At 74.3% G+C, this 24,914-nt stretch carries 27 protein-coding genes; 9 read left to right on the top strand and 18 right to left on the bottom strand.

The features are described from left to right. Positions 1-6: 6 nt before the first annotated feature. The 5 genes from PHK61_RS15005 to PHK61_RS14985 all read right to left on the bottom strand — a co-directional run bounded on the left by PHK61_RS15005 (position 7) and on the right by PHK61_RS14985 (position 4,021). Positions 7-1,002, bottom strand: coding sequence for a permease (locus tag PHK61_RS15005; RefSeq protein ID WP_274281799.1), 996 nt, complete (start codon positions 1,000-1,002; stop codon positions 7-9). A gap of 102 nt (positions 1,003-1,104) precedes the next feature. Then, the gene (locus PHK61_RS15000; protein ID WP_274281798.1) at positions 1,105-1,515 is read right to left on the bottom strand and encodes a hypothetical protein; all 411 of its coding nucleotides are present in this window, start codon (positions 1,513-1,515) and stop codon (positions 1,105-1,107) included. Next, positions 1,512-2,291 (bottom strand): isoprenyl transferase, encoded by a 780-nt coding sequence (locus PHK61_RS14995; RefSeq protein ID WP_274281887.1) that lies wholly within the window; start codon positions 2,289-2,291, stop codon positions 1,512-1,514. The genes PHK61_RS15000 and PHK61_RS14995 overlap by 4 nt, the downstream gene beginning before the upstream one ends. Positions 2,292-2,362: 71 nt before the next feature. Further along, positions 2,363-3,238, bottom strand: coding sequence for a DNA repair protein RecO (recO, locus tag PHK61_RS14990; protein ID WP_274281797.1), 876 nt, complete (start codon positions 3,236-3,238; stop codon positions 2,363-2,365). Positions 3,239-3,256: 18 nt separating this feature from the next. After that, entirely contained in the window at positions 3,257-4,021 is a 765-nt protein-coding gene (locus PHK61_RS14985; protein ID WP_274281796.1) for an SDR family NAD(P)-dependent oxidoreductase, read from the bottom strand. Between the two features lie 25 nt (positions 4,022-4,046). Here PHK61_RS14985 and PHK61_RS14980 point away from each other — a divergent pair, with 25 nt between their 5' ends. Further along, complete coding sequence (locus tag PHK61_RS14980; RefSeq protein ID WP_274281795.1) at positions 4,047-4,409, top strand: nuclear transport factor 2 family protein; 363 nt, start codon at positions 4,047-4,049, stop codon at positions 4,407-4,409. Positions 4,410-4,485: 76 nt separating this feature from the next. On the opposite strand, the gene era is transcribed toward PHK61_RS14980, so the two are convergent. The 11 genes from era to hemW all read right to left on the bottom strand — a co-directional run bounded on the left by era (position 4,486) and on the right by hemW (position 15,463). Next, a complete protein-coding gene (gene era / locus PHK61_RS14975) occupies positions 4,486-5,397 on the bottom strand; it encodes a GTPase Era (RefSeq protein ID WP_274281794.1) in 912 nt (303 codons plus the stop codon). Beyond that, positions 5,394-6,644 carry an L-2-hydroxyglutarate oxidase gene (gene lhgO, locus PHK61_RS14970; RefSeq protein ID WP_274281793.1) on the bottom strand — a complete coding sequence of 417 codons (1,251 nt, stop codon included), beginning with the start codon at positions 6,642-6,644 and terminating at the stop codon, positions 5,394-5,396. Before lhgO ends, era begins: the two co-directional genes overlap by 4 nt. Further along, a complete protein-coding gene (locus PHK61_RS14965; RefSeq protein WP_274281792.1) occupies positions 6,641-7,027 on the bottom strand; it encodes a cytidine deaminase in 387 nt (128 codons plus the stop codon). The genes lhgO and PHK61_RS14965 overlap by 4 nt, the downstream gene beginning before the upstream one ends. Next, the gene (locus PHK61_RS14960) at positions 7,020-8,417 is read right to left on the bottom strand and encodes a hemolysin family protein (protein WP_274281791.1); all 1,398 of its coding nucleotides are present in this window, start codon (positions 8,415-8,417) and stop codon (positions 7,020-7,022) included. The genes PHK61_RS14965 and PHK61_RS14960 overlap by 8 nt, the downstream gene beginning before the upstream one ends. After that, complete coding sequence (ybeY, locus tag PHK61_RS14955; RefSeq protein WP_274281790.1) at positions 8,414-8,962, bottom strand: rRNA maturation RNase YbeY; 549 nt, start codon at positions 8,960-8,962, stop codon at positions 8,414-8,416. Before ybeY ends, PHK61_RS14960 begins: the two co-directional genes overlap by 4 nt. Before the next feature lie 23 nt (positions 8,963-8,985). Beyond that, positions 8,986-10,044 (bottom strand): PhoH family protein, encoded by a 1,059-nt coding sequence (locus tag PHK61_RS14950; RefSeq protein ID WP_274281789.1) that lies wholly within the window; start codon positions 10,042-10,044, stop codon positions 8,986-8,988. A 91-nt stretch (positions 10,045-10,135) separates the two neighbouring features. Then, positions 10,136-11,023, bottom strand: a complete 888-nt coding sequence (locus tag PHK61_RS14945; protein ID WP_274281788.1) for an alpha/beta hydrolase — start codon at positions 11,021-11,023, stop codon at positions 10,136-10,138. Positions 11,024-11,040: 17 nt separating this feature from the next. Further along, on the bottom strand, positions 11,041-11,796 hold the full coding sequence (locus PHK61_RS14940) for a 16S rRNA (uracil(1498)-N(3))-methyltransferase (protein ID WP_274281787.1): 756 nt from the start codon (positions 11,794-11,796) through the stop codon (positions 11,041-11,043). Beyond that, complete coding sequence (gene dnaJ, locus PHK61_RS14935; protein ID WP_274281786.1) at positions 11,793-12,950, bottom strand: molecular chaperone DnaJ; 1,158 nt, start codon at positions 12,948-12,950, stop codon at positions 11,793-11,795. The genes PHK61_RS14940 and dnaJ overlap by 4 nt, the downstream gene beginning before the upstream one ends. Before the next feature lie 64 nt (positions 12,951-13,014). Then, positions 13,015-14,034 carry a heat-inducible transcriptional repressor HrcA gene (gene hrcA, locus PHK61_RS14930; protein WP_274281785.1) on the bottom strand — a complete coding sequence of 340 codons (1,020 nt, stop codon included), beginning with the start codon at positions 14,032-14,034 and terminating at the stop codon, positions 13,015-13,017. A gap of 193 nt (positions 14,035-14,227) precedes the next feature. Beyond that, entirely contained in the window at positions 14,228-15,463 is a 1,236-nt protein-coding gene (hemW, locus tag PHK61_RS14925) for a radical SAM family heme chaperone HemW (RefSeq protein WP_274281784.1), read from the bottom strand. Positions 15,464-15,724: 261 nt separating this feature from the next. Here hemW and PHK61_RS14920 point away from each other — a divergent pair, with 261 nt between their 5' ends. From PHK61_RS14920 to PHK61_RS14890, 8 genes are all read left to right on the top strand, one after another. Then, positions 15,725-17,029, top strand: coding sequence for an MFS transporter (locus PHK61_RS14920; RefSeq protein ID WP_274281783.1), 1,305 nt, complete (start codon positions 15,725-15,727; stop codon positions 17,027-17,029). Positions 17,030-17,036: 7 nt separating this feature from the next. Then, a complete protein-coding gene (locus PHK61_RS14915; protein WP_274281782.1) occupies positions 17,037-18,188 on the top strand; it encodes an LLM class flavin-dependent oxidoreductase in 1,152 nt (383 codons plus the stop codon). Positions 18,189-18,237: 49 nt separating this feature from the next. Continuing rightward, complete coding sequence (locus tag PHK61_RS32045; RefSeq protein WP_420791393.1) at positions 18,238-18,318, top strand: putative leader peptide; 81 nt, start codon at positions 18,238-18,240, stop codon at positions 18,316-18,318. Positions 18,319-18,428: 110 nt separating this feature from the next. Next, positions 18,429-20,225 (top strand): nitrite/sulfite reductase, encoded by a 1,797-nt coding sequence (locus PHK61_RS14910; protein ID WP_274281781.1) that lies wholly within the window; start codon positions 18,429-18,431, stop codon positions 20,223-20,225. Further along, a complete protein-coding gene (locus PHK61_RS14905) occupies positions 20,222-20,368 on the top strand; it encodes an Insertion element protein (protein WP_274281780.1) in 147 nt (48 codons plus the stop codon). The genes PHK61_RS14910 and PHK61_RS14905 overlap by 4 nt, the downstream gene beginning before the upstream one ends. Further along, positions 20,365-21,090: a phosphoadenylyl-sulfate reductase gene (locus tag PHK61_RS14900; RefSeq protein WP_274281779.1), complete on the top strand. Its 726-nt coding sequence runs from the start codon at positions 20,365-20,367 to the stop codon at positions 21,088-21,090. The genes PHK61_RS14905 and PHK61_RS14900 overlap by 4 nt, the downstream gene beginning before the upstream one ends. Then, positions 21,087-22,001, top strand: coding sequence for a sulfate adenylyltransferase subunit CysD (gene cysD / locus PHK61_RS14895; RefSeq protein WP_274281778.1), 915 nt, complete (start codon positions 21,087-21,089; stop codon positions 21,999-22,001). Before PHK61_RS14900 ends, cysD begins: the two co-directional genes overlap by 4 nt. Positions 22,002-22,053: 52 nt before the next feature. Continuing rightward, a complete protein-coding gene (locus PHK61_RS14890) occupies positions 22,054-23,328 on the top strand; it encodes a sulfate adenylyltransferase subunit 1 (protein WP_274281777.1) in 1,275 nt (424 codons plus the stop codon). A 61-nt stretch (positions 23,329-23,389) separates the two neighbouring features. Here the strand turns inward: PHK61_RS14890 and PHK61_RS14885 are convergent, their stop codons facing one another. Both PHK61_RS14885 and map read right to left on the bottom strand, forming a co-directional pair. Continuing rightward, the gene (locus PHK61_RS14885) at positions 23,390-23,878 is read right to left on the bottom strand and encodes a beta-class carbonic anhydrase (protein ID WP_274281776.1); all 489 of its coding nucleotides are present in this window, start codon (positions 23,876-23,878) and stop codon (positions 23,390-23,392) included. A 210-nt stretch (positions 23,879-24,088) separates the two neighbouring features. Then, a complete protein-coding gene (map, locus tag PHK61_RS14880; protein ID WP_274281775.1) occupies positions 24,089-24,877 on the bottom strand; it encodes a type I methionyl aminopeptidase in 789 nt (262 codons plus the stop codon). Between the last annotated feature and the right edge of the window lie 37 nt (positions 24,878-24,914).

The raw sequence follows: 24,914 nt of genomic DNA, 5'->3' as shown, positions 1-24,914 counted from the left end.
ACGAGCTCATCCCGCACCCCCGAACACGAGCAGCCCGGCGACGACGGCGCTGGTCACCGCGACGACGAACGTCAGCGGGGCGAACCGCGCGGCGAACGCCCGCCCGAAGGTGCCGGCCTGCAGCGCGATCAGCTTGACGTCGACGGCGGGCCCGACCACGAGGAACACGAGGCGCGGCAGCAGCGGCAGCGTCGACAGCGACGCCGCGACGAAGGCGTCGGCCTCGCTGCACAGCGCGAGCAGCACCGCGAGCAGGGCCATGACCGCGCAGGCGAGCACCAGGTGCCCGGCCAGCCCGTCGAGCCACGACGAGGGCACGAGCACCGTCAGGACCGCGGCGGCCAGTCCCCCGACGACCAGGAACCCGCCGGCGTCGACCACGTCGTGGCGCACGGTCTCGGCGAACACCGCCCAGCGCGGCGTGCCGTCGTCCGGCGGGGGCCGGCGCACCCGCGCGGCGATCCACTCCGCCCGCCCGCCGCGGGCCCACAGCCAGCCGACGCCGACCGCGGTGGCCGCCGAGCCGAGGAGGCGGGCGCCGACCATCTCGGGGTGGTCGGGGAACGCGACCGCGGTGGCCACGAGCACCACGGGATTGATCGCCGGCGCGGCCAGCAGGAAGGCGAGCGCGGCGGCCTCGGGCACGCCCTGGGCGACGAGGCGCCGGGCCACCGGCACCGATGCGCACTCGCACCCCGGCAGCACGAGCCCGGCGGCGCCGGCCACGGGGACGGCGAGGGCGGGGCGCGCCGGCAGCACGCGGCGCAGCACCGCGGGCGAGACCCACGCCGCGAGCGCCCCGGACAGCAGTGTGCCGAGCACCAGGAACGGCAGCGCCTGCACGCACACGGCGACGAACACGGTGGCCGCCGTGCGCACGAGGCCGACGTCGAGCAGGCGCACCAGCGGGCCCTGCAGCGCCGTGGCGGCCAGGAGCACCCCGCACAGCACGACCAGCGAGGTCGAGCCGCGCGTCTTGGTGGTCGGGGGCGGGGAGCTCACGGGCCGTGATGCTCCCAGCCGTCGCGATCAGCGCCGAGGACTCGCCGCGGACCCTGGGGACGCGAACGGCGGATGGGGACGGCGGACGGGGGAACGGGGTCCTCAGGCGTCCGCGGCCAGGTCCCCCCGGACCCGCGCCGCCGTCGACACGACGAGCATGAGCAGCGTGCCCAGGGGCCCGACCGCGAGGCCCTCGGCCGGGAACGCGTAGCGCAGGGTCACGTCCCACCCCTGCTCGGTGGCGACCGCGCCGAGCGTCCCGAACAGCCCCTGACCGGCGCGTTCGGCCACCCGCCGCGGCGTGTCGGTGTCGGCGAGGTCCCAGGCGACGACGCACGTCAGGCTCAGCACGGCGAGGCCCTCGACCAGCTCGACCCCCTGGATCGCGCACGGCACGCCGGCGTGGCGGAAGGACAGCGCGCCGTCGTCGTCCACGTGCACGTCGACGAACTGCTCCATCGCCTCCCGCGCGATGATCAGCAGTCCGGCGGTGGTGGCGGCCTCACGGCTCACGAGGTACCGGTCCCTTCCGAGCGGTCCATCGCGCCGCCGTAGCGACGGTCGCGCCGGGCGTAGATCTCGCACGCCTCCCAGAGGTGGCGGCGGTCGAAGTCGGGGAAGAGCGTGTCGAGGAAGACCATCTCGGCGTACGCCGACTGCCAGAGCAGGAAGTTCGACGTGCGCTGCTCCCCCGAGCTGCGCAGGAACAGGTCGACGTCGGGCATGTCGGGCTCGTCGAGGTGCCGCGCGAGGGCCTTCTCGTCGATGCGCTCGGGGTCGATCTCGCCGCGGGCCGCGCGACGCGCGAGCTCGCGGGCGGCGCCGACGATCTCCGCGCGGCCGCCGTAGTTGACGCACATGGTGAGGGTGACGACGTCGTTGTCCTTCGTCAGCTCCTCGGCCGTCTCGAGCTCCTTGATCACGCTGCGCCACAGCCGCGGGCGCTGCCCCGACCAGCGCACCCGCACGCCCATCGCGTGCATCTCGTCGCGCCGGCGGCGGATGACGTCGCGGTTGAAGCCGAGCAGGAAGCGCACCTCGTCGGGGCTGCGCCGCCAGTTCTCGGTGGAGAACGCGTACGCCGAGATCCACTTGACGCCGATGTCGATGCAGCCGCGCACGACGTCGAGCAGCTGGCCCTCGCCCTGGCGGTGGCCCTCGATGCGCGGCAGGCCCCGCTGGTTGGCCCAGCGCCCGTTGCCGTCCATCACCAGTGCGACGTGGTGGGGGACCAGCTCGCGCGGGATGTCGGGCGGGGTCGCCCCGCTGGGGTGCGGCGTCGGCGCCATCACCGTTGGGTCGTCGCGTCCCCGCAGGCGGCGGTCGTCCGTCCGGCCGCGGGTGGGGCGCAGGCGGGGGCTCACAGGGGGACTCCCGGTTCCGAGCGACGGGCACCTTCGCTCGGCTCTTCGGGGCGAAGGTGCCCTTCGGTCGGATCGTGGGTCTCGTCCGGCTCGACGTCCAGCGGGGTGCCCGTGAGGTCGACGCGCGGGACACCGCCGCGACGGTCGACGAGCGGCAGCGAGCGCAGGGTCCGCTCGAGGTGCCACTGCAGGTGGGCGGCGACGAGACCGGCGGTGTCGCGGCGGGCGGCGGCGTCGGTGCCCTCCGCGGTGTCCCAGTCGCCGCTGCGCAGGGCCTCGAGCAGGCGCCAGGTCGGCTCGGACGGGACGATCGCCCCCGACGGGCGGCAGTGGTCGCACACCGCGCCGCCGGCCGGCACGGAGAAGCGCCGGTGGTACGGCGCGCCCTCGACGCCGCAGCGCGCGCACTCGGTGATCGCCGGCGCCCAGCCCGCGATGACCATGGCGCGCAGCAGGAAGGCGTCGAGCACGAGGTAGGGGTCGCGGACCCCGCCGGCGAGACCGCGCAGGGCCCCGACGAGCAGCAGGAACAGCTCGCGCGCCGGCTCGCCCTCCTCGGAGGTCAGCCGGTCGGCGGTCTCGAGCAGCGCGCACCCCGCCGTGTACCGCGGGTAGTCGCCGGTGAGGCCGCCGCCGAACGCGTCGACGGTCTGGACCTGCGTGACGATGTCGAGGCTGCGCCCGGTGTGCAGCTGCAGGTCCACGTGCCCGAACGGCTCGAGCCGCGCGCCGAACCGCGAGCTCGTCCGGCGCACCCCCTTCGCGACCGCGCGGACCTTGCCGTGCCGGTGGGTCAGGAACGTGACGATCCGGTCGGCCTCGCCGAGCTTCTGCAGCCGCAGCACCACCCCGGTGTCGCGATAGAAGCCCACCGGCTCATCGTCGCACCCCTACGGGGCGGGTGCGTTCACCACGGGTCGCAGATCGGGGTAGTTCGTGATCTCCCAGCCGCCGTCGACGACCAGGCTCGTGCCGTTGACGTACGACGCGTCGTCGCCGGCGAGGAACAGCGCCGGCCCGGCGATCTCGTCGGGATCCCCGGCCCGGGCGGCGACGATCCGCGTCAGGAAGTCCTTCTCGATCGGCCCGCCGTCCATGAACCCCGCCGTCAGCGGGGTGCGGATGAGGCCGGGCAGGATCGCGTTGACGCGGATGCCGCGGTCGCCGAGCTCCAGTGCCGCGTTCTTGGTGAACATCTCGACGCCCGCCTTCGCCGCGGCGTACGAGCTCGCGCCGTAGAGCGGGACGTGGGCGTTGAGCGAGGAGATGTTGACGATCGAGCTGCCGGGCTCCATCACCCGCGCCTCGTGGCGGGTGCTGAGGTAGACCCCGCGCAGGACGAGGTCGACCGTCCACGCCCAGTCCTCCTCGTCACCGTCGACCACGGTGCCGAAGCGGGCCGAGCCGGCGACGTTGAAGGCCGCGTCGAGGCGCCCGAACCGCTCGACCGTGCGGGCGACGGCCCCCTGCACCTGGGCGGAGTCGGTGACGTCGGCGACGACCGTCTCCGCGTCCCGCTGCCGGCCGAGCCCGACCTCGTCGATGTCGACGAGGACCACCGACGCGCCCTCCGCGACCAACCTCGCCCCGATCGCGGCGCCGATGCCCGACGCGCCGCCGGTCACGAGGGCGACCTTGTCCCGGTATCGCTGCATGCCCGCAACGTAGGACGATCAGGCCATGAGCGGAATCGAGCGGCGGGTCCTCGACGCCCTGGCCGACACGTCGTCCGAGGTGCCCGACGACCTCTTCGCCCCCGGCGCGGTCACCTGGCACTCGTTCGACGAGGTCGAGGCGCCGACGGTGCCGGACACGTTCGCGACCCTGCGCGCGATCCGCGAGAAGGTCCCCGACTTCACGATGACCGACGTCCGCACCGGTGACGGGTTCGCGCAGTACGTGATCGTCGGGACGCTGCCCGACGGGTCGGCGCTGCGCGCGCCGGCGGCGCTGGCGATCCACGTCGAGGACGGCCTCGTCACCCGGCTCGAGGAGTACGTCGACACGGGTCAGCTGGCGGGGCTGTTCGCGCTCCTGGGCTGACGTCGGCGTGTCGCGCATCGAGGATGTGGCGATCCTGGCGTGAGACGCCAGCGATGCCGCATCGCTGGTACGCCCCTCAGAACCCCAGACGGCGGAGCTGACGGGGGTCGCGTTGCCAGTCCTTGGCGACCTTGACGAACAGGTCGAGGTGGACCTTCTCGCCGAGCAGGGCCTCGATCTGACGGCGTGCTTCGGTGCCGACGTGCTTGAGCCGCGAGCCGCCCTTGCCGATCACGATCGACTTCTGGCTGTCGCGCTCGACGAAGATCTCCGCGCGCACCGTGAGGACCTTGCCCGGCGTCATCTCCTCGACGACCACCGCCAGCGAGTGCGGGAGCTCGTCGCGCACGCCCTCGAGCGCGGCCTCGCGGACGAACTCGGCGATCAGCGTGGTCTCGGGCTCGTCGGAGAGCTCGCCGTCGGGGTAGAGCGGCGGGCCGGGGGGCATGCGGGCGAGCAGGAGGTCCGCCAGCAGCGAGACCTGGTGCCCCTGCGACGCGGACACCGGCACGATCTCGGCGAACTCGAGCCCAGTGGTCGAACTCAAGCGCTCGAGCGCGAGCAGCCGCTCCGCGATCACCTCGGGGCGCACGAGGTCGGTCTTGGTCAGGATCCCGATCAGCGGGGTCGTCGCGGTCACCTTCGCCAGCTCGGCGGCGATGAACCGGTCGCCCGGCCCGATCTGCTGGTCGGCGGGCACGCAGAACCCGATGACGTCGACCTCGGCCCACGTGGTGTGCACGACGTCGTTGAGCCGCTCGCCCAGCAGCGTGCGCGGCCGGTGCAGGCCGGGGGTGTCGACGAGGACGAGCTGGCCGTCGTCGCGGTGCACGACGCCGCGGATGGCGTGCCGTGTGGTCTGGGGCCGCGACGACGTGATCGCCACCTTCGACCCGACCAGCGCGTTCGTCAGCGTCGACTTGCCCACGTTGGGCCGCCCGACGAAGCAGGCGAACCCGGACCGGAACTCGGCGTCAGGGGCGGTCACGCGGCCTTCCCCTCCAACCGGGCCACGATCTCGCGCCCGATCGGCAGCGCCGCGGTCGCCGCGGGCGAGGGCGCGTTGAGCACGTGCAGCACGCTCGGGCCGTCCTCGGGCGAGCCGTCCTGCACGAACAGGAAGTCGTCCACCAGCGAGCCGTCCGGCCGGATCGCCTGGGCCCGCACCCCGGCGCGACGGGGGACGTCGTGCGGCGTGCGCAGGTCGCCGGCGGTCACGCCGGGCAGCATCCGGGCCACCGCCGCGGCCATCGCGGACCGCGACAGCGAGCGGTGCATCTCCCCCAGCCCGTAGCGCCACTGGCGCCCGGCGAGCGTGAGGAATCCGGGATCGGTGAGCGTGCCGACGAGCTCGCGCACGCGCAGCGTCCGCCAGTCGTAGCCCTCGCGGGCCAGGGCGAGCACGGCGTTCGGGCCGACGTGGACCGAGCCGTCGACGCCGCGGGTGGCGTGCACGCCGAGGAACGGGAAGGCCGGGTCGGGCACCGGGTAGACGAGCCCGCGCACGCTCTCGCCGATCGGGCCGACCAGGTCGGAGTACTCGCCGCGGAACGGCACGATGCGCACGCCGGGGTCGAAGCCCGAGGCGCGGGCGATCTCGTCGGAGCGCAGGCCCGCGCACACCACGACCTGGCCGGCGCGCAGGTCGCCGCGGTCGGTGTGCACGACGACGTCGCCGCGCCGGCGCTGTACCGAGCGCACCGCGCGTCCCGTGTGCAGGACCGCGCCGCGCTGCACGGCCAGGTCGGCGAGGCGCCGGGTGATGGCGCCGTAGTCGCAGATGCCGGTCGAGGGCACCCAGAGCCCGGCGATCGCGGCGACGGCGGGCTCGCGCTCGCGCACCCCGGCCTCGTCGAGCTCGTGCACCTCGACGCCGTTGGCGCGCCCGCGGCGCACGAGCTCGGCCATGCGCGGCAGCTCGTCGGCCCCGGTGGCGACGACGACCTTGCCGCACTCCTGCCAGGGCAGGTCGTGCTCGGCGCAGAACGCCTTGGTCTCCGCGCAGCCCTCGACGGCCAGGCGGGCCTTCAGCGACCCCGGCGCGTAGTACAGCCCGGAGTGGATGACGTTGGAGTTGCGGCCGGTCTGGTGGGTGCCGGCGGTGTGCTCGCGCTCGACGAGGGCGACCGACGTGTGCCCGGCGGCCAGCAGCTCGTGCAGCACCGCCAACCCGACGATCCCCCCGCCCACCACGACGACGTCGTGGTGCGGGCTGGGCGCGACCGGGAGCGTCACGACGCCACCCGGTGCACCGCCGCCGCGTCCGGGCCCGCCACGAGCACCGCCGCGCCCGCGGTGACCTCGGCGACGGCCGCGAGGCCCGGGTCGTCGAACGACCCGCCGTCCAGGTCGTCGACGCCGACGACGGCGGCGGCCTCGAGCCCGGGCGCGCCCGCCGACACCGCCGCCGCGACCGCGGCCTGCAGGGCGGTCAGCGACAGCGAGGGCAGGCTCACGGTGCACGCCGCGTAGGTCCGGCCGTCGCTGTCGCGCACCGCGGCGCCGTGGGCCGCCCCGGTGCGGGCCCGCGCCGAGCGGGCGAGCGTCACGATCTTGGCGTCCTCGGCGTCGAGGGCGTCGGGGGCCACGGGCTCCGTGAGCGCGGCAGCGTCAGCCACGGTCGTCCTTTCCGTCGCGGGCGCCGGTCTGGGCGAAATCGCCCTCGGTGCGCTGCGCATCGTCGCCGGTGGCCGCCTCGGGCTCCGCGGCGGGGGCGGGCTCGGCCTCCTCGTCGGGCTGGCGCCACACCAGCAGGCTGCGGATCCGCATCCGGCCGCGGGAGTCCTCCCCGCCCTCGGCGCGCAGGCGCAGCCCGGAGATCTCGGCCTCCGCGCCGGGCAGCGGCACGCGGCCGAGGCGCTGGGCCAGCAGCCCGCCGACGGTGTCGACGTCCTCGACGTCGAACTCCACGCCGGTGGCCTCCTCGAGGTCCTCCACCGGCAGGCGGGCGGCGACCCGCCACGTCGCGGCGTCGAGGTGCTCGAGCGGGCGGTGCTCGGCGGCGTCGTACTCGTCGGTGATCTCGCCGACGATCTCCTCGAGCAGGTCCTCGATGGTCACCAGGCCCGCGGTGCCGCCGTACTCGTCGACGACGAGCGCCATGTGGTTGCGGTCGCGCTGCATGTCGCGCAGCAGGGCGTCGGCGCGCTTGGAGTCGGGCACGAACGCCGCGGGGCGCATGAGCTCGCCGACCGCGCCCGGCCGGTCCTGCGGCGCGCTCTCGTCGACCGAGCGCCGCACCAGGTCCTTGAGGTAGACGACGCCGACGGTGTCGTCGACGTTCTCGCCGATCACGGGGATGCGCGAGTAGCCGCTGCGCAGGGCCAGGGCGAGGGCCTGGCGCACCGTCTTCTCGCGCTCGATCCACACCATCTCGGTGCGCGGGACCATGACCTCGAGCACGCGGGTGTCGCCGAGGTCGAACACCGATTGGATCATCGCGCGCTCGTCGTCGTCGACGAGACCGCCGCGCTCGGCCATGTCGACCAGCTCGCGCAGCTCGACCTCCGAGGAGAACGGCCCCTCGCGGAAGCCGACGCCAGGGGTGATCGCGTTGCCGACGACGATCAGCAGCGAGGCCAGCGGCCCGAGCAGCCGCACCAGCAGCCGCACCAGCGGGGCCACCGCGAGCGCCAGGCCGTAGGAGTGCTGACGTCCCAGGGTGCGCGGCCCGACCCCGATGAGCACGTACGACACCAGCACCACGACGAGCCCGGCCACGAGCAGCGCGAGCCAGTCCGGGCCGATGAGCTGCAGGGCGACGAAGGCGCCGAGGACGTAGGCGGCCGCCTCGCACGTCAGCCGCAGCAGTACGAGCAGGTTGAGGTGGCGCGGACGGTCCGCGACGACCGCGGCCAGCGACTTCGCGCCGGTGGCGCCCTCGCGCACCAGACCGTCCACCCGCGCGCGCGACACCGACGAGATCGCCGCGTCGGCGGCAGCGAAGACGCCGGCGAGCGGGACCAGGAGGATCGCGGCGACGAGCTGGCCGACCAGCCCGGGGGTCACTGCGAGGCGCTCCCCGGTTCGTCCAGCCCGACCGTGCCGAGCAGGCGATCGTCCTTGGCGCGCTCGCGGGCGGTGCGCGCGGCGGCCGCGCGCTGGGCGCGCCAGTCGGCGAGCAGCTCGGCCTGCAGCCCGAACATCTGGCGCTCCTCGTCCGGCTCGGCGTGGTCGTAGCCGAGCAGGTGCAGCACGCCGTGCACGGTCAGCAGGTGCAGCTCGTCGGCGAGGCCGTGCCCGGCGGCGGCCGCCTGGTCGGCCGCGAACGCGGGGCAGAGCACGATGTCGCCGAGCAGGGCCGGCCCCGAGGAGGGCGCGTCGGGGCGGCGCGCCGAGTCGTACTCGTCCATCGGGAACGACATCACGTCGGTCGGCCCGGGCTCGTCGAGCCAGCGCTCGTGCAGCTCGGCCATCGGCTCGAGCTCGATGAGCATGATCGACAGCTCGGCGAGCGGGCTCACGCCCATGCGGTCGAGGGCGTAGCGCGCGACCTCGACGATCGGGCCCTCCGCCACCTCGACGCCCGACTCGTTGGCGATCTCGATGCTCATGGGGTCCTCGTCGGTGTGGGGAGTCATCGACCTCGTCGCTCGCGGTTGCGCGGACCCACCGGCGGACCGGTGCGCGGGGCGCTCGACACGGCCTGGGGGCGTCGCTGCTGGGCCGCGTCGTAGCGGCCGTACGCGTCGATGATGTCGGCGACGAGCCGGTGGCGCACGACGTCGTGCGAGGTCAGCTCGGCGAACTCGACGTCGTCGACACCGTCGAGGATGTCGCGGACCACCCGCAGGCCGGACGTCGACCCACCCGGCAGGTCGACCTGGGTGACGTCGCCCGTGACCACCATCTTCGAGTTGAAGCCCAGCCGGGTGAGGAACATCTTCATCTGTTCCGGCGTCGTGTTCTGGGCCTCGTCGAGGATGATGAAGGCGTCGTTCAACGAGCGGCCCCTCATGTAGGCCAGCGGGGCGATCTCGATGGTCCCGGCGGCCATGAGCTTGGGCACCGCGTCGGTGTCGAGCATGTCGTGCAGCGCGTCGTAGAGCGGCCGCAGGTAGGGGTCGATCTTCTCCGAGAGCGTGCCGGGCAGGAACCCGAGCCGCTCGCCCGCCTCGACCGCGGGCCGGGTCAGGATGATCCGGTTGACCTGCTTGGCCTGCAGCGCCTGGACGGCCTTGGCCATCGCCAGGTAGGTCTTGCCGGTGCCCGCCGGGCCGATGCCGAAGACGATGGTGTTGACGTCGATCGCGTCGACGTAGCGCTTCTGGTTCAGCGTCTTGGGCCGGACGGTGCGCCCGCGGCGGGAGACGATGTCGAGGCTGAGCACCTCGGCGGGCGAGGTCGCGCCGTCGCCGCCGTCCTCGTGGTCGTCCTGCAGCATGCGCACCGAGCGCCGCACCGCGTCGGGGTCGATCTGCTGGCCGCGGCTGGCGAGCACCACCAGCTCGGCGAACACCCGCTCGGCGAACGCCACGTCCGCGGGGTCGCCGGAGAGGGTGAGCTCGTTGCCGCGGACGTGGACGTCGGCGGCCAGCAGGCTCTCGGCCTCGCGCAGGTTCTCGTCGCGCTTGCCCAGGAGCGCCAGGAGCGCCGCCTCGGGCACCACGATCCGGGAGGTTCCGTCACCGGTCACGTGCTGAACTGTCCTGCTTCCTACTCGACATCGGGCCGTCGGTCCCTTTCACAGTGATCCTAGCCTCCTCCCGCGGGTGCCCGGGCGCCGCTCACAGCAGCCCCTCGACCTCCTCGCGCACCACGGCCCAGGCCGGCAGGGCGGGGTCGATGACCGCGAAGTGGTCGACCCCGGGCAGGACCCGCAGGCGGGCGTCGCCGCGGGCGGCCGTCGCCGCGGCCACGTAGCGCTGCGACTGGTCGAGCGGCACGACGGTGTCGGCGTCGCCGTGCACGCACACCACCGGGGCGGGCGCCGGCGCGAGCGCGGCGGGCGAGGCCAGCGCGTAGCGGTCGGCGACGGCCTCGGGGAGCCCGCCCAGCAGGTCGACGACGGCCCCGCCACCGAGGTCCGCGGCCGCACCGGCGACGAGGTCGAGCACGCCGGCCTGGCTCACCGTGCCGACCGGGCGCACCCGCGGGCCGGCGCCGAGCCGCCCGGTGTCCAGTCGCTCACGGCTCGCGGCCCAGGCGACGAGCTGGCCGCCGGCGGAGTGCCCGAGGAACACGACGCGGTCGAGGTCCAGACGCCCGTCCGCGGCCTTCTGCACGCTGTCGGGCAGCAGGTCGACCGCCGCGGCGACGTCGGTGAACGTCGTCGGCCAGCCCCCGCCGGCGCCGACGCGGCGGTACTCGACGTTCCACGCCGCGATCCCGCGGTTGGTGAGGTCGACCGCGAGCGGCGTGCCCAGCTCGAGCCCGTAGGAGGCGCGCCAGTAGCCGCCGTGCACCACGACCACCACCGGGACGCGCTGCGCGCCGGGCGGGAGGTGCAGCACGCCGTACTGCGCGGGGTCCGGGCCGTAGGGCAGCGGGCGCGGGTCCGGGGTCCCGGGCCGGGGCGGCGGGACGACGACGTCGCCGGCCGGGGTGGGGACGCGGGCGCAGGCGGCCAGCCCGGCCAGACCGGCGAGCCCCCCGAGCAGCGATCGACGCGCCACCTCCGGACTCCTGGCCGTCACCCCCATCGCCCGGTCCGCGCGCCCAGCGCCCCGAGCGCGACCGCGGCGGCGCTCGACGTGCGCAGGACGCCCGGGCCCAGGCGCACCTCGCGCGCTCCGGCGCCGGCGAGCAGGGCGCGCTCGTCGTCGGTCACCCCGCCCTCGGGGCCCACGACCAGCACCAGCTCGCCCCGGTCGGGCAGCGCGACACCGGCGAGCGACTCGGTGGCGGTGGCCTCGAGGACCAGCACCGCGTCGGCGTCGCGCGCGGCGAGGTCGCGGGTGGTGGCCGGCGGCGCGACGTCGGGCACCCGGGCCCGGCGCGCCTGCTTGGCCGCCTCGCGGGCGGTCGCCCGCCAGCGGGCCAGGGCCTTCTCGCCGCGCACACCGTCGTCCCAGCGCGCCACGCACCGCTCGGCGCGCCACGGCAGGATCGCGTCGACGCCCGCCTCGGTGGCCAGCTCGACGGCCAGCTCCGCGCGGTCGCCCTTGACCAGGGCCTGCGCGAGCGTGATCCGCAGCGGCGGCTCGTCGTCGGCGCGCCGTTCGAGCACCTTGGTGGTCACCCGGCTCTTGCCCACGTCGGTCACCCGGGCGCGGGCCCGCGTGCCGGCCCCGTCGCCGAGCAGCACGACCTCGCCGGAGCGCACCCGGCGCACGTCGGCGGCGTGGCGCCCCTCGGCGCCCTCGAGCACGACCTCGCCGCCCTCGGGCACGGCGTCGACCCAGAACAGGGCCGGCCGGGACCAGGCCTCGGAGACCGCGTGCGTCACCGCGTGCGACCGCCCGAGCGCCGGCGCCCGAACAGGCCGTTGCGGTGGGCCGCGAGGTCCGGGCGCTCCTCCCCGCGGAGCTCGGCGAGCTCGCGCAGCAGCTCCGTCTGGCGGGTGTCGAGGCGGTCGGGCACCTGGACGTCGAGGTGCACCAGCAGGTCGCCGCGCCCGTCCGTGCGCCCCGTGGAGCGCAGGCGGGGCATGCCGCGCCCGCGGAGCGTCAGCGTGGTGTTCGGCTGCGTGCCCGCCTCGATCGTCAGCTCCTCGTCGCCCTCGAGCGTGCGCTGCGGCAGCGTCGTGCCCAGGGCGGCCGCGGTCATCGGCAGGCTGACGTGGCAGTGCAGGTCGACGCCGTCGCGGGTGAAGTACTCGTGGCGCTCCTCGGAGACCTCGATGTAGAGGTCACCGGCCGGCCCCCCGCCGGGCCCGACCTCGCCCTGGTTGGCCATCCGGATGCGCATGCCGTCGCCGACACCCGCCGGCACCTGCACGGTGACGGTGCGCCGCGAGCGCACGCGCCCGTCGCCGCCGCACTGCGCGCACGGGCTGGGGATGATCTCGCCGGTGCCGCGGCAGACCGGGCAGGCGCGGGCGGTGACGACCTGGCCGATGAACGAGCGCTGCACGTTCTGGATCTCGCCGCGCCCGTCGCAGGTGTCACAGGTCTCGGTGCGCGTGCCCGGCTCGGCGCCGCCGCCGTGGCACTTCTCGCAGAGCACGGCGGTGTCGACGGTGAGGTCGCGCGCCACGCCCGTCGCGCACTCCTCGAGCGTGAGGTCGATGCGGATCAGCGCGTCCTCGCCGGGCTGCACGCGGCTGCGCGGGCCGCGCCCGCCGCCGGCCCCCGCGGCGCCGAAGAACGCGTCCATGATGTCGCCGAGGCCGCCGAAGCCGGCCGCGGAGAAGCCGCCACCGCCTCCGCCACCGCCGCCGCGGGTCTCCAGCGGGTCGCCGCCGAGGTCGACGATGCGCCGCTTCTGCGGGTCGGTCAGGACCTCGTAGGCGTTCTTGACGTCCTGGAACCGCGCCTGGGTCTCGGCGTCGGGGTTGACGTCGGGGTGCAGCTCGCGGGCGAGTTTGCGGTAGGCCCGCTTGATCTCGCCGTCGTCCGCGTCCCGGGAGACACCCAGGATTCCGTAGTAGTCCTTCGCCACGCTGGTCCTCGTCCGTCCTGTCTCATCCGTGCCGGCGCCCGTCCGGGGCTCGCCCCGACTGTGCTCAGCGTCCCCCGACGATCTCACCGACGTAGCGCGCGACCGCACGCACCGCCGCGATCGCGCTGGGGTAGTCCATCCGCGTCGGTCCCACGACGCCCATCCCGCCCAGGGCGGTCGTGCCCGCTCCGTACCCGATCGACACCGTGGAGGCACTCCACAGGTCCTCGGACTCGTTCTCCTCGCCGATCCGCACGGTGACCGTCCCGGGGTCGCTCGCCGAGGTGAGCAGGCGCAGCACCACCACCTGCTCCTCCAGCGCCTCCAGCATGCCCCGCAGCGCCGCGGCGTCGGTGCCCGCCCGCGTGAGGTTGGCCGTGCCGCCCAGCACGAGGCGCTCCTCGGGCCGCTCCAGCAGGGCCTCCAGCAGCACCGCGGCCACGCTGAGCAGCGGCGACCGCAGACCGGCCGGGGCGTCGTCGGGCAGCTCGGACATCCGCGCCGACGCCGTGGCCAGCGGCTGGCCGACCAGCGCGTTGTTGAGCAGCGCGCGCAGCCGCGAGACGTCGTCCTCGTCGAGGACGTCGCCGAGGTCGACCACGCGCTGGTCGACCCGCCCGGTGTCGGTGATGAGCACGAGCATCAGCCGGGCCGGCGTCAGCCGCACGACCTCGAGGTGGCGCACCAGCGAGCGGGTCAGCGTCGGGTACTGGATGACGGCGACCTGGCGCGTGAGCTGCGCGAGCAGCCGCACGCTGCGCTTGAGGACGTCGTCGAGGTCGACCGCGCCCTCGAGGAAGGTCGTGATCGCCCGGCGCTCCGCGGCCGAGAGCGGCTTGACCTGGTGCAACCGGTCGACGAAGAGGCGGTAGCCCTTGTCGGTGGGCACCCGGCCGGCGCTGGTGTGGGGCTGGGCGATGTAGCCGTCCTCCTCGAGCGCCGCCATGTCGTTGCGCACGGTGGCGCTGGAGACGCCGAGGTTGTGGCGCTCCACGAGGGCCTTCGAGCCGACCGGCTCGTTGGTGGCCACGAAGTCGGCCACGATGGCGCGCAGGACGGCGACGCGGCGCTCCTCGGCGTTCACCGCGCCCACCTCCCACGATGGTCGAGCTCCGTCCGGTCCGACCCTCCATGGTAGGCGAGGTGGGCCGGGGCGTCCGGGGGACGGCGAGACCGGGCTCACGACAGCTGCGTCCGTCCGACTCAACCTCGGACTCAACCTCGGGAGCGTTCGGCGAGGATCCCCTCCACGCCGCGGACGACGACGCGCCGGCCCCTCAGCGTTCCGCCAGGGCCAGCGCGACGCCGTCGGCGAGGAGGCGTCCGCGCCGGGTGAGCACGGCGCGTCCGCCGGCCCAGGCGTCGGGGGCCAGCAGCCCGTCGCGCGCGGCCCGGTCGCCCGCCGCGCGCCCCGACGGGTCGAGGGCCGACGCCTCGACACCGTCGATGGTCCGCAACTCCAGGAGCACCTGCTCGAGGTGCGCCTCGTCGGGCGTCACGCGCTCGCGGGCCTCGGCGGGCGAGCGCCCCGCGGCCAGCGCCGCCGAGTAGCGGGCGGGGTGGCGGACGTTCCACCAGCGGGTGCCGCCGACGTGCGAGTGCGCGCCCGGCCCGGCGCCCCACCAGTCGCCGCCGCCCCAGTAGCCCAGGTTGTGCCGGCACCGCGCGTCCTGCGAGCGCGCCCAGTTCGACACCTCGTACCAGCCGAACCCCGCGGTGGAGAGCACGTCGTCGACGATCTCGTAGCGGTCGGCGAGCACGTCGTCGTCGGGCATCGGGATCTCGCCGCGCGCGATCCGCCGCGCGAGCGCCGTGCCCTCCTCGACGATCAGCCCGTACGCCGAGACGTGGTCGGCGCCCGAGGCGAGGACGGCGTCGAGCGAGCGGCGCAGGTCGTCGTCGGTCTCGGTCGGCGTGCCGTAGATGAGGTCGAGGTTGACGTGGCGCAGGCCGGCGGCGAGCGCCGCCGAGGCCACGGAGACCGCCGCGCCCGGGGTGTGCCGGCGGTCGAGGACGGCGAGCACGTGGTCGACGTCGGACTGCATGCCCAGGCTCAGTCGCGTGTAGCCCGCGTCGGCGATCGCGCCCAGCAGCTCGGGGGTCGTCGACTCGGGGTTGGCCTCGGTGGTCACCTCGGCGCCCGGACGCAGCCCGAACGAGGCGCGCACCGCGTCGAGCACGGCGACCAGGCCCTCCGCGCCGAGCAGGGACGGGGTGCCGCCGCCGAGGAAGACGGTGTCCGCGGCCGGCGGCCCGCCCAGGACCGCGGCGGCCAGGTCGAGCTCGCGGCGCAGACCCTCGAGCCACGACGCCGGCGAGGCGGGGTCGTCGCTGCTGGTCAGGCCGAGGTCCGAGGCGGTGTAGGTGTTGAAGTCGCAGTAGCCGCAGCGGGTCGCGCAGAACGGGACGTGCACGTACACCCCGAACGGGCGCGTGCCGAGCCCGGTGAGCGACCCCGGGGGCAGCGCGCCGTCGGCGGGCGCCGGCTCGCCGGACGGGGGGACGGAAGGCACCGGTCCATTCTGCGCCCGCCCGACGAGGAGCCCCTCCGCCGCATCTGAGGAGTTCCCCCGGCGGGCGCAAACCCCGCTGCGGCGAACGTCACCGAGATCGCCGTCCCGCTGGAACCGGTCGATCACGGATGGCACGGTCGATCCGTGCGCGCCCCCCGACTGCTCCTCGTGGCCCGGCGCCACGTGGATCTCGGTCGGGTGTGGAGCGCCCTCTGCCCGGCGTGCTGAGCCCCCGCCCGCACGCCACCGCAGAGGACACCCATGACCACGGCGACGCCTGCGCTCGAGGCGCAGGACACCACCAGCCGGCGCACGGTGCTGGTCGCGAGCCTCATCGGCACGACGATCGAGTGGTACGACTTCTTCCTGTTCGCCACGGCCGCGGGGATCGTGTTCCCCGCGCTGTTCTACGGCGCCGACGATCCGACCGTCGCGACGCTGCTGTCGTTCGCGACGTTCGCGATCGGCTTCGTGGCCCGCCCCATCGGCGGCCTGATCTTCGGCCACATCGGCGACCGGGTCGGACGGCGCGAGACGCTGATCGTCACCATGGCCCTGACCGGCCTCGCGACCGCCGGCATCGGGTTCCTGCCGACCTACGCCGCGATCGGCGTCGCCGCCCCGGTCCTGCTCGTGCTGCTGCGGATCATCCAGGGCGTCGCGATCGGCGGGGAGTGGGGCGGCGCGGTCCTGATGGCCGTCGAGTACGCCCCGCACGGCAGGCGCGGCCTCTACGGCGCCACCCCGCAGATCGGGCTGGGCCTCGGGCTCGCGCTCGGCACCGGCGTGTTCGCGCTGCTCGGGCTGGTCATGGACGACGCCGCCTTCCTGTCCTGGGGCTGGCGCGTCGCGTTCATCGCGAGCCTGGTGCTCGTCGGCGTCGGCCTGGTCGTGCGCCTCGCGGTGATGGAGACCCCGGCGTTCCGCCGCATGCAGGCCGCGGCCGAGACCTCGCGCGTGCCGGCCGTCGACGTCCTGCGCGACCCGCCGTCGCGCCGCAACCTCGCCTGGACGCTGCTCGCGCGCTGGGCCGAGGGCGCCTCCTTCAACACCTGGGGCGTGTTCGTCCTGACCTACGCCGTCGCCACGCTGGGGATGCCGCGCACCGAGGTCCTCGTCGCCGTCACGGTGGCCGCGGTGGCGAGCGCCGCGGTCGTGCCGCTGGCCGGCGCGTGGGGCGACCGGATCGGGCGCGGCCGGGTCTTCGCGATCGGGTGCGCGGTGCTCGTCGTGGGTGTCTTCCCGGCCTTCGCGGTCATCGGCACCGGGTCGATCGTCCTGCTCGGCCTCGCCCTGGTCGTGATGCTGGGCCTGTCCTACGGGCTGACCAGCGGGGCGGAGTCGACGCTGTTCGCCGAGGTCTTCCCCACCCGCACCCGCTACACCGGCATGTCGCTCGCCTTCCAGGGCGGCGGCATCTACGCCTCGGGGCTCACGCCCCTGGTCCTGACCTCCCTGCTCGCCCTCGGCGGCGGCACGCCCTGGCTCGCCGCGGGCTACCTCGCGCTCGCCGGGGTCGTCAGCACCGTCGCCGCCCTGCGGGCGCAGCCCCTCGACACGCTCTAGGAGCACCATGAGCATCACCGCCCACTGGTTCCTGCCCACCTACGGCGACTCGCGCGGCCTCGTCGGCGGCGGCCACGGCGTGGCCACGCGGGCCGCCGACGCCGTCCGCCCCGCCGAGATCGGCTACCTGGCGCAGATCGCGCGCGCCGCCGAGACCGTCGGGTTCGAGGGCGCGCTGACCCCCACGGGCGCCTGGTGCGAGGACGCCTGGCTGACCACGGCGATGCTCGTCGCCGAGTCCGAGCGGCTGAAGTTCCTCGTCGCGTTCCGGCCCGGCGTCATCTCCCCCACCCTCGCCGCCCAGCAGGCCGCCACCTTCCAGCGCCACTCGCAGGGCCGGCTGCTGCTCAACGTCGTCACCGGCGGCGAGCCCGGCGAGCAGCGCGCCTACGGCGACTTCCTGGGCAAGGACGACCGCTACGTGCGCACCGGCGAGTTCCTCGAGGTGTGCCGCCGGCTGTGGGCGGGCGAGACGGTGACGCTGGACGGCGAACAGATCCACGTCGAGTCCGCGGCGCTGACGCGCGTGACCGACCCGGTGCCGCCGGTGTACTTCGGCGGGTCGTCGCCCAGGGCGGGCGAGGTCGCCGCGCAGCACGTCGACGTGTACCTGACCTGGGGCGAGCCGCCCGAGCAGGTCCGGGAGAAGGTCGAGTGGGTCCGCGGGCTCGCCGCCGCGCAGGGCCGCGAGGTGCGCTTCGGCATCCGCCTGCACGTCATCGCCCGCGACACCTCCGACGCCGCGTGGGCCCAGGCCGAGCGCTACCTCGAGGGCATCCCCGACTCCATGATCTCCGACGTGCAGGCGGGCCTGTCGCAGAGCGAGTCCGAGGGGCAGAGGCGCATGCGCGCGCTGCACTCCGATGGGACGAAGACCGCCGCCGACCTCGAGGTCGCCCCGAACCTGTGGGCCGGCGTCGGGCTCGTGCGCGGCGGGGCGGGCACCGCGCTCGTCGGCAGCCACACCGAGGTCGCCGACCGGATCGCCGAGTACCACGACCTCGGGATCACCGAGTTCGTCCTCTCCGGGCACCCGCACCTGGAGGAGGCGTACTGGGTCGGCGAGGGCGTCCTGCCCGAGCTGGGGCGCCGCGGCCTGTGGTGGCACCCGGCGGGCGCGCGCGACGCCGCCCCGGCCGCGATCCCCTTCGCCCATTAGCTGAACGTCATGTGGAAAACGATGCCCTGCTCGTGGCAGGGTGGTGCGCATGTCCGCGCCTGGCGCCCTTCTCGTGAGTCGACGTCACGTCGACCTCGTGCGCCAGTCCAGCGCGCTCTGCCGCGCCTGACGAGCGCGATCCCCCGCCACCACGCCCGAGCGGACCCCGCGCGCACCCGCCACGAGGTCGTCCTCGTCGTGCCCGCGCGCGTCCGTGCACCACCCCGGAGGAACCCACGCATGGCCGCTACCGGCGCCCCGTCGTCCGAGAACGCCGCGACCTCGGAGGAGTCAGCCGAGAAGAGGTCCCAGGCTGCGGAGACCACCCCGCTGCGGCACCCGACGGCCACGGAGGACGCACCACCGAAGCCCAAGCCCGCGCGGGCGCGCAAGGGCAAGGCCGAGGGCCAGTGGGCGCTGGGCTACCGGGAGCCGCTGAACAAGAACGAGCAGTCGAAGAAGGACGACAACCCGCTCAACGTGCGGGCGCGGATCGAGAACATCTACGCCCACCGCGGGTTCGACTCGATCGACCCCGCCGACCTGCGCGGCCGGTTCCGCTGGATGGGGCTCTACACCCAGCGCGCCGAGGGCTTCCCGGGCACCGACACCGGCCACGTCGACGAGGAGCTACTCGACGCGCCGCATTTCATGATGCGGGTGCGCGTCGACGGCGGCGGCCTGACCACCGAGCAGCTGCGGGTCATCGGCGAGATCTCCCAGACCTTCGCCCGCGACACGGCCGACGTCACCGACCGCGAGAACATCCAGCTGCACTGGATCCGCGTCGAGGACGTCCCCGAGATCTGGCGCCGGCTCGAGGCCGTGGACCTCTCCACCACCGAGGCCTGCGGCGACTGCCCGCGCGTCGTCCTCGGCTCGCCGGTGGCCGGGATCAGCAAGGACGAGATCATCGACGGCACCCCGGCCATCGAGGAGATCGTCGAGCGGTTCATCGGCGACAAGTCGCTGTCCAACCTGCCCCGCAAGTACAAGACGGCGATCTCCGGGCAGCAGGACATCGCCCACGAGGTCAACGACATCAGCTTCGTCGGCGTCGTCCACCCCGAGCACGGGCCGGGCTTCGACCTCCACGTCGGCGGCGGGCTCTCGACGAACCCGAAGCTCGCGGTGCGCCTCGGCGCCTGGGTCCCGCTCGACGAGGTCCCCGACGTCTGGCACGGCGTCACCAAGCTCTTCCGCGACTACGGCTACCGCCGTCTGCGCACCCGCGCACGCCTGAAGTTCCTCCTCGCCGACTGGGGCCCCGAGAAGTTCCGCCAGGTCCTCGAGGACGAGTACCTGGAGCGCAAGCTGATCGACGGTCCGCCGCCCGAGGAGATCGCCGGCACCGTCGACCACGTCGGCATCCACGAGCAGGTCGACGGCAACCACTACGTCGGCGTCGCCCCGCCCGCCGGGCGCACCAGCGGCTCGACGCTGGTCGGCGTCGCCAAGGCCGCCGAGGAGGCCGGCTCGGGCCGTGTCCGCCTCACGCCGTACCAGAAGATCGTGGTGCTGGACGTGCCGCCGGCGAACCTCGACGGGCTGACCACCGCGCTCGACCACCTCGGCCTGCCCGCCCGGCCCACGCCGTGGCGCCGCGCGACGATGGCCTGCACGGGCCTCGAGTTCTGCAAGCTCGCGTTCGTCGACACCAAGAACCGCGCGGGCGACCTCGTCGAGGAGCTCGACCGGCGCCTCGCCGACGTCCAGGACGGCCTCGAGCACCCGGTGTCGATCCACCTCAACGGCTGCCCGAACTCCTGCGCGCGGGTCCAGGTCGCCGACATCGGGCTGAAGGGCCAGATCGTCAACGACGCCGAGGGCAACCCGGCCGCGGGCTTCCAGGTGCACCTCGGCGGCGGGCTCGGCCTCGACGCCGGCTTCGGGCGCAAGCTGCGCGGGCACAAGGTGCTCTCCGCCGACCTGGGCGACTACGTCGAGCGCCTCGTGCGCTCCTACGCCGAGCACAAGGAGCCGGGCGAGCGGTTCGCCCAGTGGGTCGTGCGCGCGGAAGAAGCGCAGCTCTCATGAGGTTGGCCGTCCAGTACTGCCCCTACTGCGGCGAGCAGGACCTGCGCCCCCGCGAGGAGCCGCGGGGCGCGTGGGAGTGCGCGGACTGCCGCAGCACCTTCGTCATCACCCCGGCGTCGGCACCGGCGAGAGGATCCGCATGACCAGCACGGACACGCGCAACGATCTGCGTACCGAGGCCCTCGCCGCCGGGGAGCGCTTCGCCGCGCTCGAGGGCGAGCAGGACCACGAGGAGCTCACCCGCGCGATCCTGGCCTGGGCCGCCGAGACCTTCGGCGAGGACCTGATCGTCGCGTCGAACATGCAAGACGCGGTGCTGGTCGAGCTCGGCGCGGCCGCGCGTCCCGGGGTCGACGTGCTCTTCCTCGAGACGGGTTACCACTTCGCCGAGACCCTCGGCACCCGCGACGCGGTCGCCCAGGTCTACGGCGTGCGGATCGTGCAGGCCGAGCCCGAGCTGACCGTCGCCGAGCAGGACGCCACGTACGGCAAGGACCTCTTCGCCTCCGATCCGGGCGCGTGCTGCCAGATGCGCAAGGTCGAGCCGCTGCGCAGGACGCTGGCGAACTACGACGCCTGGGTGACCGGCGTGCGCCGCGTCGAGGCGCCGACCCGCGCCACCACGCCGCTGGTCACCTGGGACGAGCGCCACGGGCTGGTCAAGATCAACCCGATCGCGCACTGGAGCGACGAGCAGATGGACGCCTACATCCGCGAGCACGCGGTGCTGGTCAACCCGCTGGTCGACGCCGGCTACCCGTCGATCGGCTGCGCGCCGTGCACGGCCAAGCCGGCCCCGGGCGCCGACCCGCGCAGCGGGCGCTGGGCGGGCTTCTCCAAGACCGAGTGCGGGCTGCACGGATGACCGCCACCGAGCCTGTCACCAGCATCGACCAGCTCAGCGCCCTCGAGTCCGAGGCGATCCACGTCATGCGCGAGGTCGCCGGCGAGTTCGACCGCCCGGTGATCCTCTTCTCCGGCGGCAAGGACTCGATGCTGCTGGTGCACCTCGCCGCGAAGGCGTTCTGGCCCGCGCCGATCCCGTTCCCGGTGCTGCACGTCGACACCGGGCACAACTTCGACGAGGTCATCGAGTTCCGCGACCGCGTCGTCGCGCGCTACGGCCTGCAGCTCGAGGTCGCGCGCGTGCAGGACTACATCGACGACGGCCGCCTGACCGAGCGCGCCGACGGCACCCGCAACCCGCTGCAGACCACCCCGCTGCTCGACGCCATCGCCGAGCACCGCCACGACGCCGTCTTCGGCGGCGGGCGCCGCGACGAGGAGCGGGCGCGGGCCAAGGAGCGGGTGTTCAGCCTACGGACGGCGTTCGGGCAGTGGGAGCCCTCCCGCCAGCGCCCGGAGCTGTGGAACCTCTACAACGGGCGCCACAAGCCCGGCGAGCACGTGCGCGTGTTCCCGCTGTCGAACTTCACCGAGCTCGACGTGTGGCGCTACATCGCGCGCGAGGGCGTCGAGCTGCCCTCGATCTACTACGCGCACACCCGCGAGGTGTTCTCCCGCGACGGCATGTGGCTGACCAGCGGGCCGTGGGGCGGGCCGCGCGACGGCGAGGAGGTCGTCACGAAGACGGTGCGCTACCGCACCGTCGGCGACGGCTCCTGCACCGGCGCGGTCGAGTCGACCGCGGAGACGCTCGACGAGGTGCTCGCCGAGGTGCGCGAGAGCCGGCTGACCGAGCGTGGAGCGACGCGGGCCGACGACCGGCTCTCGGAGGCCGCCATGGAGGACCGCAAGCGAGAGGGCTACTTCTGATGCAGGACAGGAAGCATCACGGAGAGCACGCCGATGGGGGAGCTGGACTCTGATGGCTGACCTGCTCAAGCTCGCGACCGCGGGCAGCGTCGACGACGGCAAGTCCACCCTCGTCGGGCGGCTGCTCTACGACACGAAGTCGGTGCTCGCCGACCAGATGGAGGCCGTCGAGCGCGCCACCGTCGGCGGCGGCGACCCCGACCTCTCGCTGCTCGTCGACGGCCTGCGCTCCGAGCGCGAGCAGGGCATCACCATCGACGTCGCGTACCGCTACTTCGCGACGCCGCGGCGCTCGTTCGTCCTCGCCGACACCCCCGGCCACGTGCAGTACACCCGCAACACCGTCACCGGGGCGTCCACCGCGCAGCTGGCGGTGCTGCTGGTCGACGCCCGCACCGGCGTCGTCGAGCAGACCCGGCGCCACGTGGCCGTGATGGGCCTGCTGCGCGTGCCGCGCCTCGTGCTCGCGGTGAACAAGATGGACCTCGTCGACTTCGACGAGAACACCTACTGGCGCATCGCCAAGGAGTTCACGGGCCTGACCGACGCGCTCGGCTACGCCGAGGACGCCGTCGTCGCGATCCCGCTGTCGGCGAAGAAGGGCGACAACGTCGTGCTCGCCTCGCCGAACACCCCCTGGTACGAGGGCCCGACGCTGCTCGAGCACCTCGAGTCGGTGCCGGTCGAGGGCGCCGACCACGACGCGCCCTTCCGCTTCCCCGTGCAGTACGTCGTGCGGCCGCGCACCGAGTCCCACCCCGACTACCGCGGCTACGCCGGGCTCGTGGCGGCGGGCACGGTGCGCGTCGGCGACGAGGTGGAGGTCCTGCCCGACGGGCTCCGCACCCGCGTCGAGGGCATCGACACCGCCGACGGCGAGCTCGAGGCGGCCCACGACGGCCAGAGCGTCGTGCTGCGCCTCGCCGACGACCTCGGGATCGCCCGCGGCGCGGAGCTCGCTGCGCCCGGCGCGCCCGAGCCCGTCACCGAGTTCGACGCGACGCTCGCCTGGCTGCACGAGAAGCCGCTGCGCCCCGGCGCGCGGCTGCTGCTCAAGCACGGCACCCGCACCGTGCAGGCCATCGTCGGCGCGGTGACCCACCGGCTCGACACCGAGGACCTCTCGGTCGTGGAGGACCCGGGCGAGCTGGGCATCAACGCCATGGGCCAGGTGTCGCTGACCGTGTCCGAGCCGCTGCCGCTCGACCGGTACGACGACGTCGCCGCCACCGGGTCGTTCCTGCTCATCGACGCGCAGGCCGGCGACACGCTCGCCGCGGGCCTCGTCGGGCGACCGCTCGTGGCGCGCCCGCTCGAGGTGCACTGAGGGCCCGGGGTCGCAGCGAGGGACGCCCTCGCTGCGTCCAGCGGGGGCGTCCCTCGCTCCGCTACTCGACCTCGGTCAGCTTCCCGGTCGCGACGTCGAGCACGAACCCGCGCACCGAGCCCTTGTTCTTGACGAACGGGCTGTCGGTGATGCGCTTGATCGAGTCGCGGACATCGGCCTCGAGGTCGGGGAACGCGTTGGCCGACCACGACGGGCGCTCCCCGGCCTCCTTCTCGAGGATGTCGGCGAACTGCTCGTCGGTGAACGTCACCATGCCGCAGTCGGTGTGGTGGATCAGCACGATCTCCTCGGTCCCGAGGAGGTGCTGGCTGATCGCGAGCGAGCGGATCGTGTCGTCGGTGACGACGCCGCCGGCGTTGCGGATGACGTGCGAGTCGCCCTCGTGCAGGCCGAGTGCGCCGTAGGGGTTCACGCGCGCGTCCATGCAGGCGACGACGGCGGTCCTGCGCGCCGGCGGCAGGGGCAGCTCGCCGGGGAAGGTCGCGACGTAGGTCTCGTTGTTCTTCAGGTAGTCGTCGGTGACGGACACCCTGGCCTCCGCGGGATCGATCCGGATGTGGGCACGACGATCCGGCCGCGTGAACGGATCAGGACGTGCGAGGACGACCCGGGGCGCTCACGCGGCCGGGCGACACCACTGGTCGAACTCGATCACGCGCCGGCTCGGCCAGAACGGCTCGAGGGCGCGGCGAGGCATGCGCCCATCTCACCGCAGCCATCCGTCCGGCCGCAACGAGGCCTACACCGCGACGGCCAGCTCGTCCTCCCGGCGGGTCAGCACGCGGGGCCCGTCGTCGGTGACGGCGACGGTGTGCTCGCTGTGGGTGGTGCGCGAGCCGTCGGCGGAGCGGATCGTCCAGCCGTCGGGGTCGAAGGTGATCTTGTCGGTGGTGCGCGCGAACCAGGGCTCGAGCGCCAGGGTGAGGCCGGGCTTGAGGCGCATGCCGCGGCCCGCGCGCCCGTCGTTGGGGACGTGGAGGTCCTCGTGCATGGTGCGGCCGATGCCGTGCCCGCCGAACTCCAGGTTCACCGGGTAGCCGTGGCGCGCGGCGACCGCGCCGATCGCGGCCGACACGTCACCGAGCTTCCCGCCGGGCTGCGCGGCGGCGATGGCGGCCTCGAGGGCCTCCTCGCCCGCACGCACCAGTCGCCGGTCGTCCTCGCGGGGCGTGCCGACGATGACGGTGCGGGCGGAGTCGGCGGCCCAGCCCCCGACCGTCACGGCGAGGTCCATGCTCAGGACGTCGCCGTCGCGCAGGACGTAGTCGTGGGGCAGGCCGTGCAGGACCGCGTCGTTGACCGACAGGCACACGACGTTGCGGAACGGACCCCGCCCGAACGACGGCGCGTAGTCCCAGTAGCAGGACTCGGCGCCGTGCGCCCGGATCAGCCGGCGGGCGTGCTGCTCCAGGTCGAGCAGGTTGACCCCGACGAGCGCGCGCTCGCCCAGCTCCGTCAGCACGTGGGCGACGAACCGGCCGGCCTCGTGCATCCGCTCGATCTCGGCGGGGGTCTTCAACTCGATCATCGACGCACTCTCTCCGCGGGATAACTATCCCGGTATT

Source organism: Actinomycetospora lutea (genome assembly GCF_028737205.1).
Lineage (GTDB): Bacteria > Actinomycetota > Actinomycetes > Mycobacteriales > Pseudonocardiaceae > Actinomycetospora > Actinomycetospora lutea.
This window is presented reverse-complemented; position numbering and strand designations above follow the sequence as displayed.

Coding starts and splice junctions, on each gene's coding strand:
- PHK61_RS14905 (WP_274281780.1), top strand. CDS start 20,222: ATGAGGTTGGCCGTCCAGTACTGCCCCTACTGCGGCGAGCAGGACCTG.
- PHK61_RS14985 (WP_274281796.1), bottom strand. CDS start 4,021: ATGCAGCGATACCGGGACAAGGTCGCCCTCGTGACCGGCGGCGCGTCG.
- PHK61_RS32045 (WP_420791393.1), top strand. CDS start 18,238: ATGTCCGCGCCTGGCGCCCTTCTCGTGAGTCGACGTCACGTCGACCTC.
- cysD (WP_274281778.1), top strand. CDS start 21,087: ATGACCGCCACCGAGCCTGTCACCAGCATCGACCAGCTCAGCGCCCTC.
- PHK61_RS14980 (WP_274281795.1), top strand. CDS start 4,047: ATGAGCGGAATCGAGCGGCGGGTCCTCGACGCCCTGGCCGACACGTCG.
- PHK61_RS14995 (WP_274281887.1), bottom strand. CDS start 2,291: ATGGCGCCGACGCCGCACCCCAGCGGGGCGACCCCGCCCGACATCCCG.
- PHK61_RS14900 (WP_274281779.1), top strand. CDS start 20,365: ATGACCAGCACGGACACGCGCAACGATCTGCGTACCGAGGCCCTCGCC.
- PHK61_RS14920 (WP_274281783.1), top strand. CDS start 15,725: ATGACCACGGCGACGCCTGCGCTCGAGGCGCAGGACACCACCAGCCGG.
- ybeY (WP_274281790.1), bottom strand. CDS start 8,962: ATGAGCATCGAGATCGCCAACGAGTCGGGCGTCGAGGTGGCGGAGGGC.
- PHK61_RS14890 (WP_274281777.1), top strand. CDS start 22,054: ATGGCTGACCTGCTCAAGCTCGCGACCGCGGGCAGCGTCGACGACGGC.
- PHK61_RS14910 (WP_274281781.1), top strand. CDS start 18,429: ATGGCCGCTACCGGCGCCCCGTCGTCCGAGAACGCCGCGACCTCGGAG.
- map (WP_274281775.1), bottom strand. CDS start 24,877: ATGATCGAGTTGAAGACCCCCGCCGAGATCGAGCGGATGCACGAGGCC.
- PHK61_RS14915 (WP_274281782.1), top strand. CDS start 17,037: ATGAGCATCACCGCCCACTGGTTCCTGCCCACCTACGGCGACTCGCGC.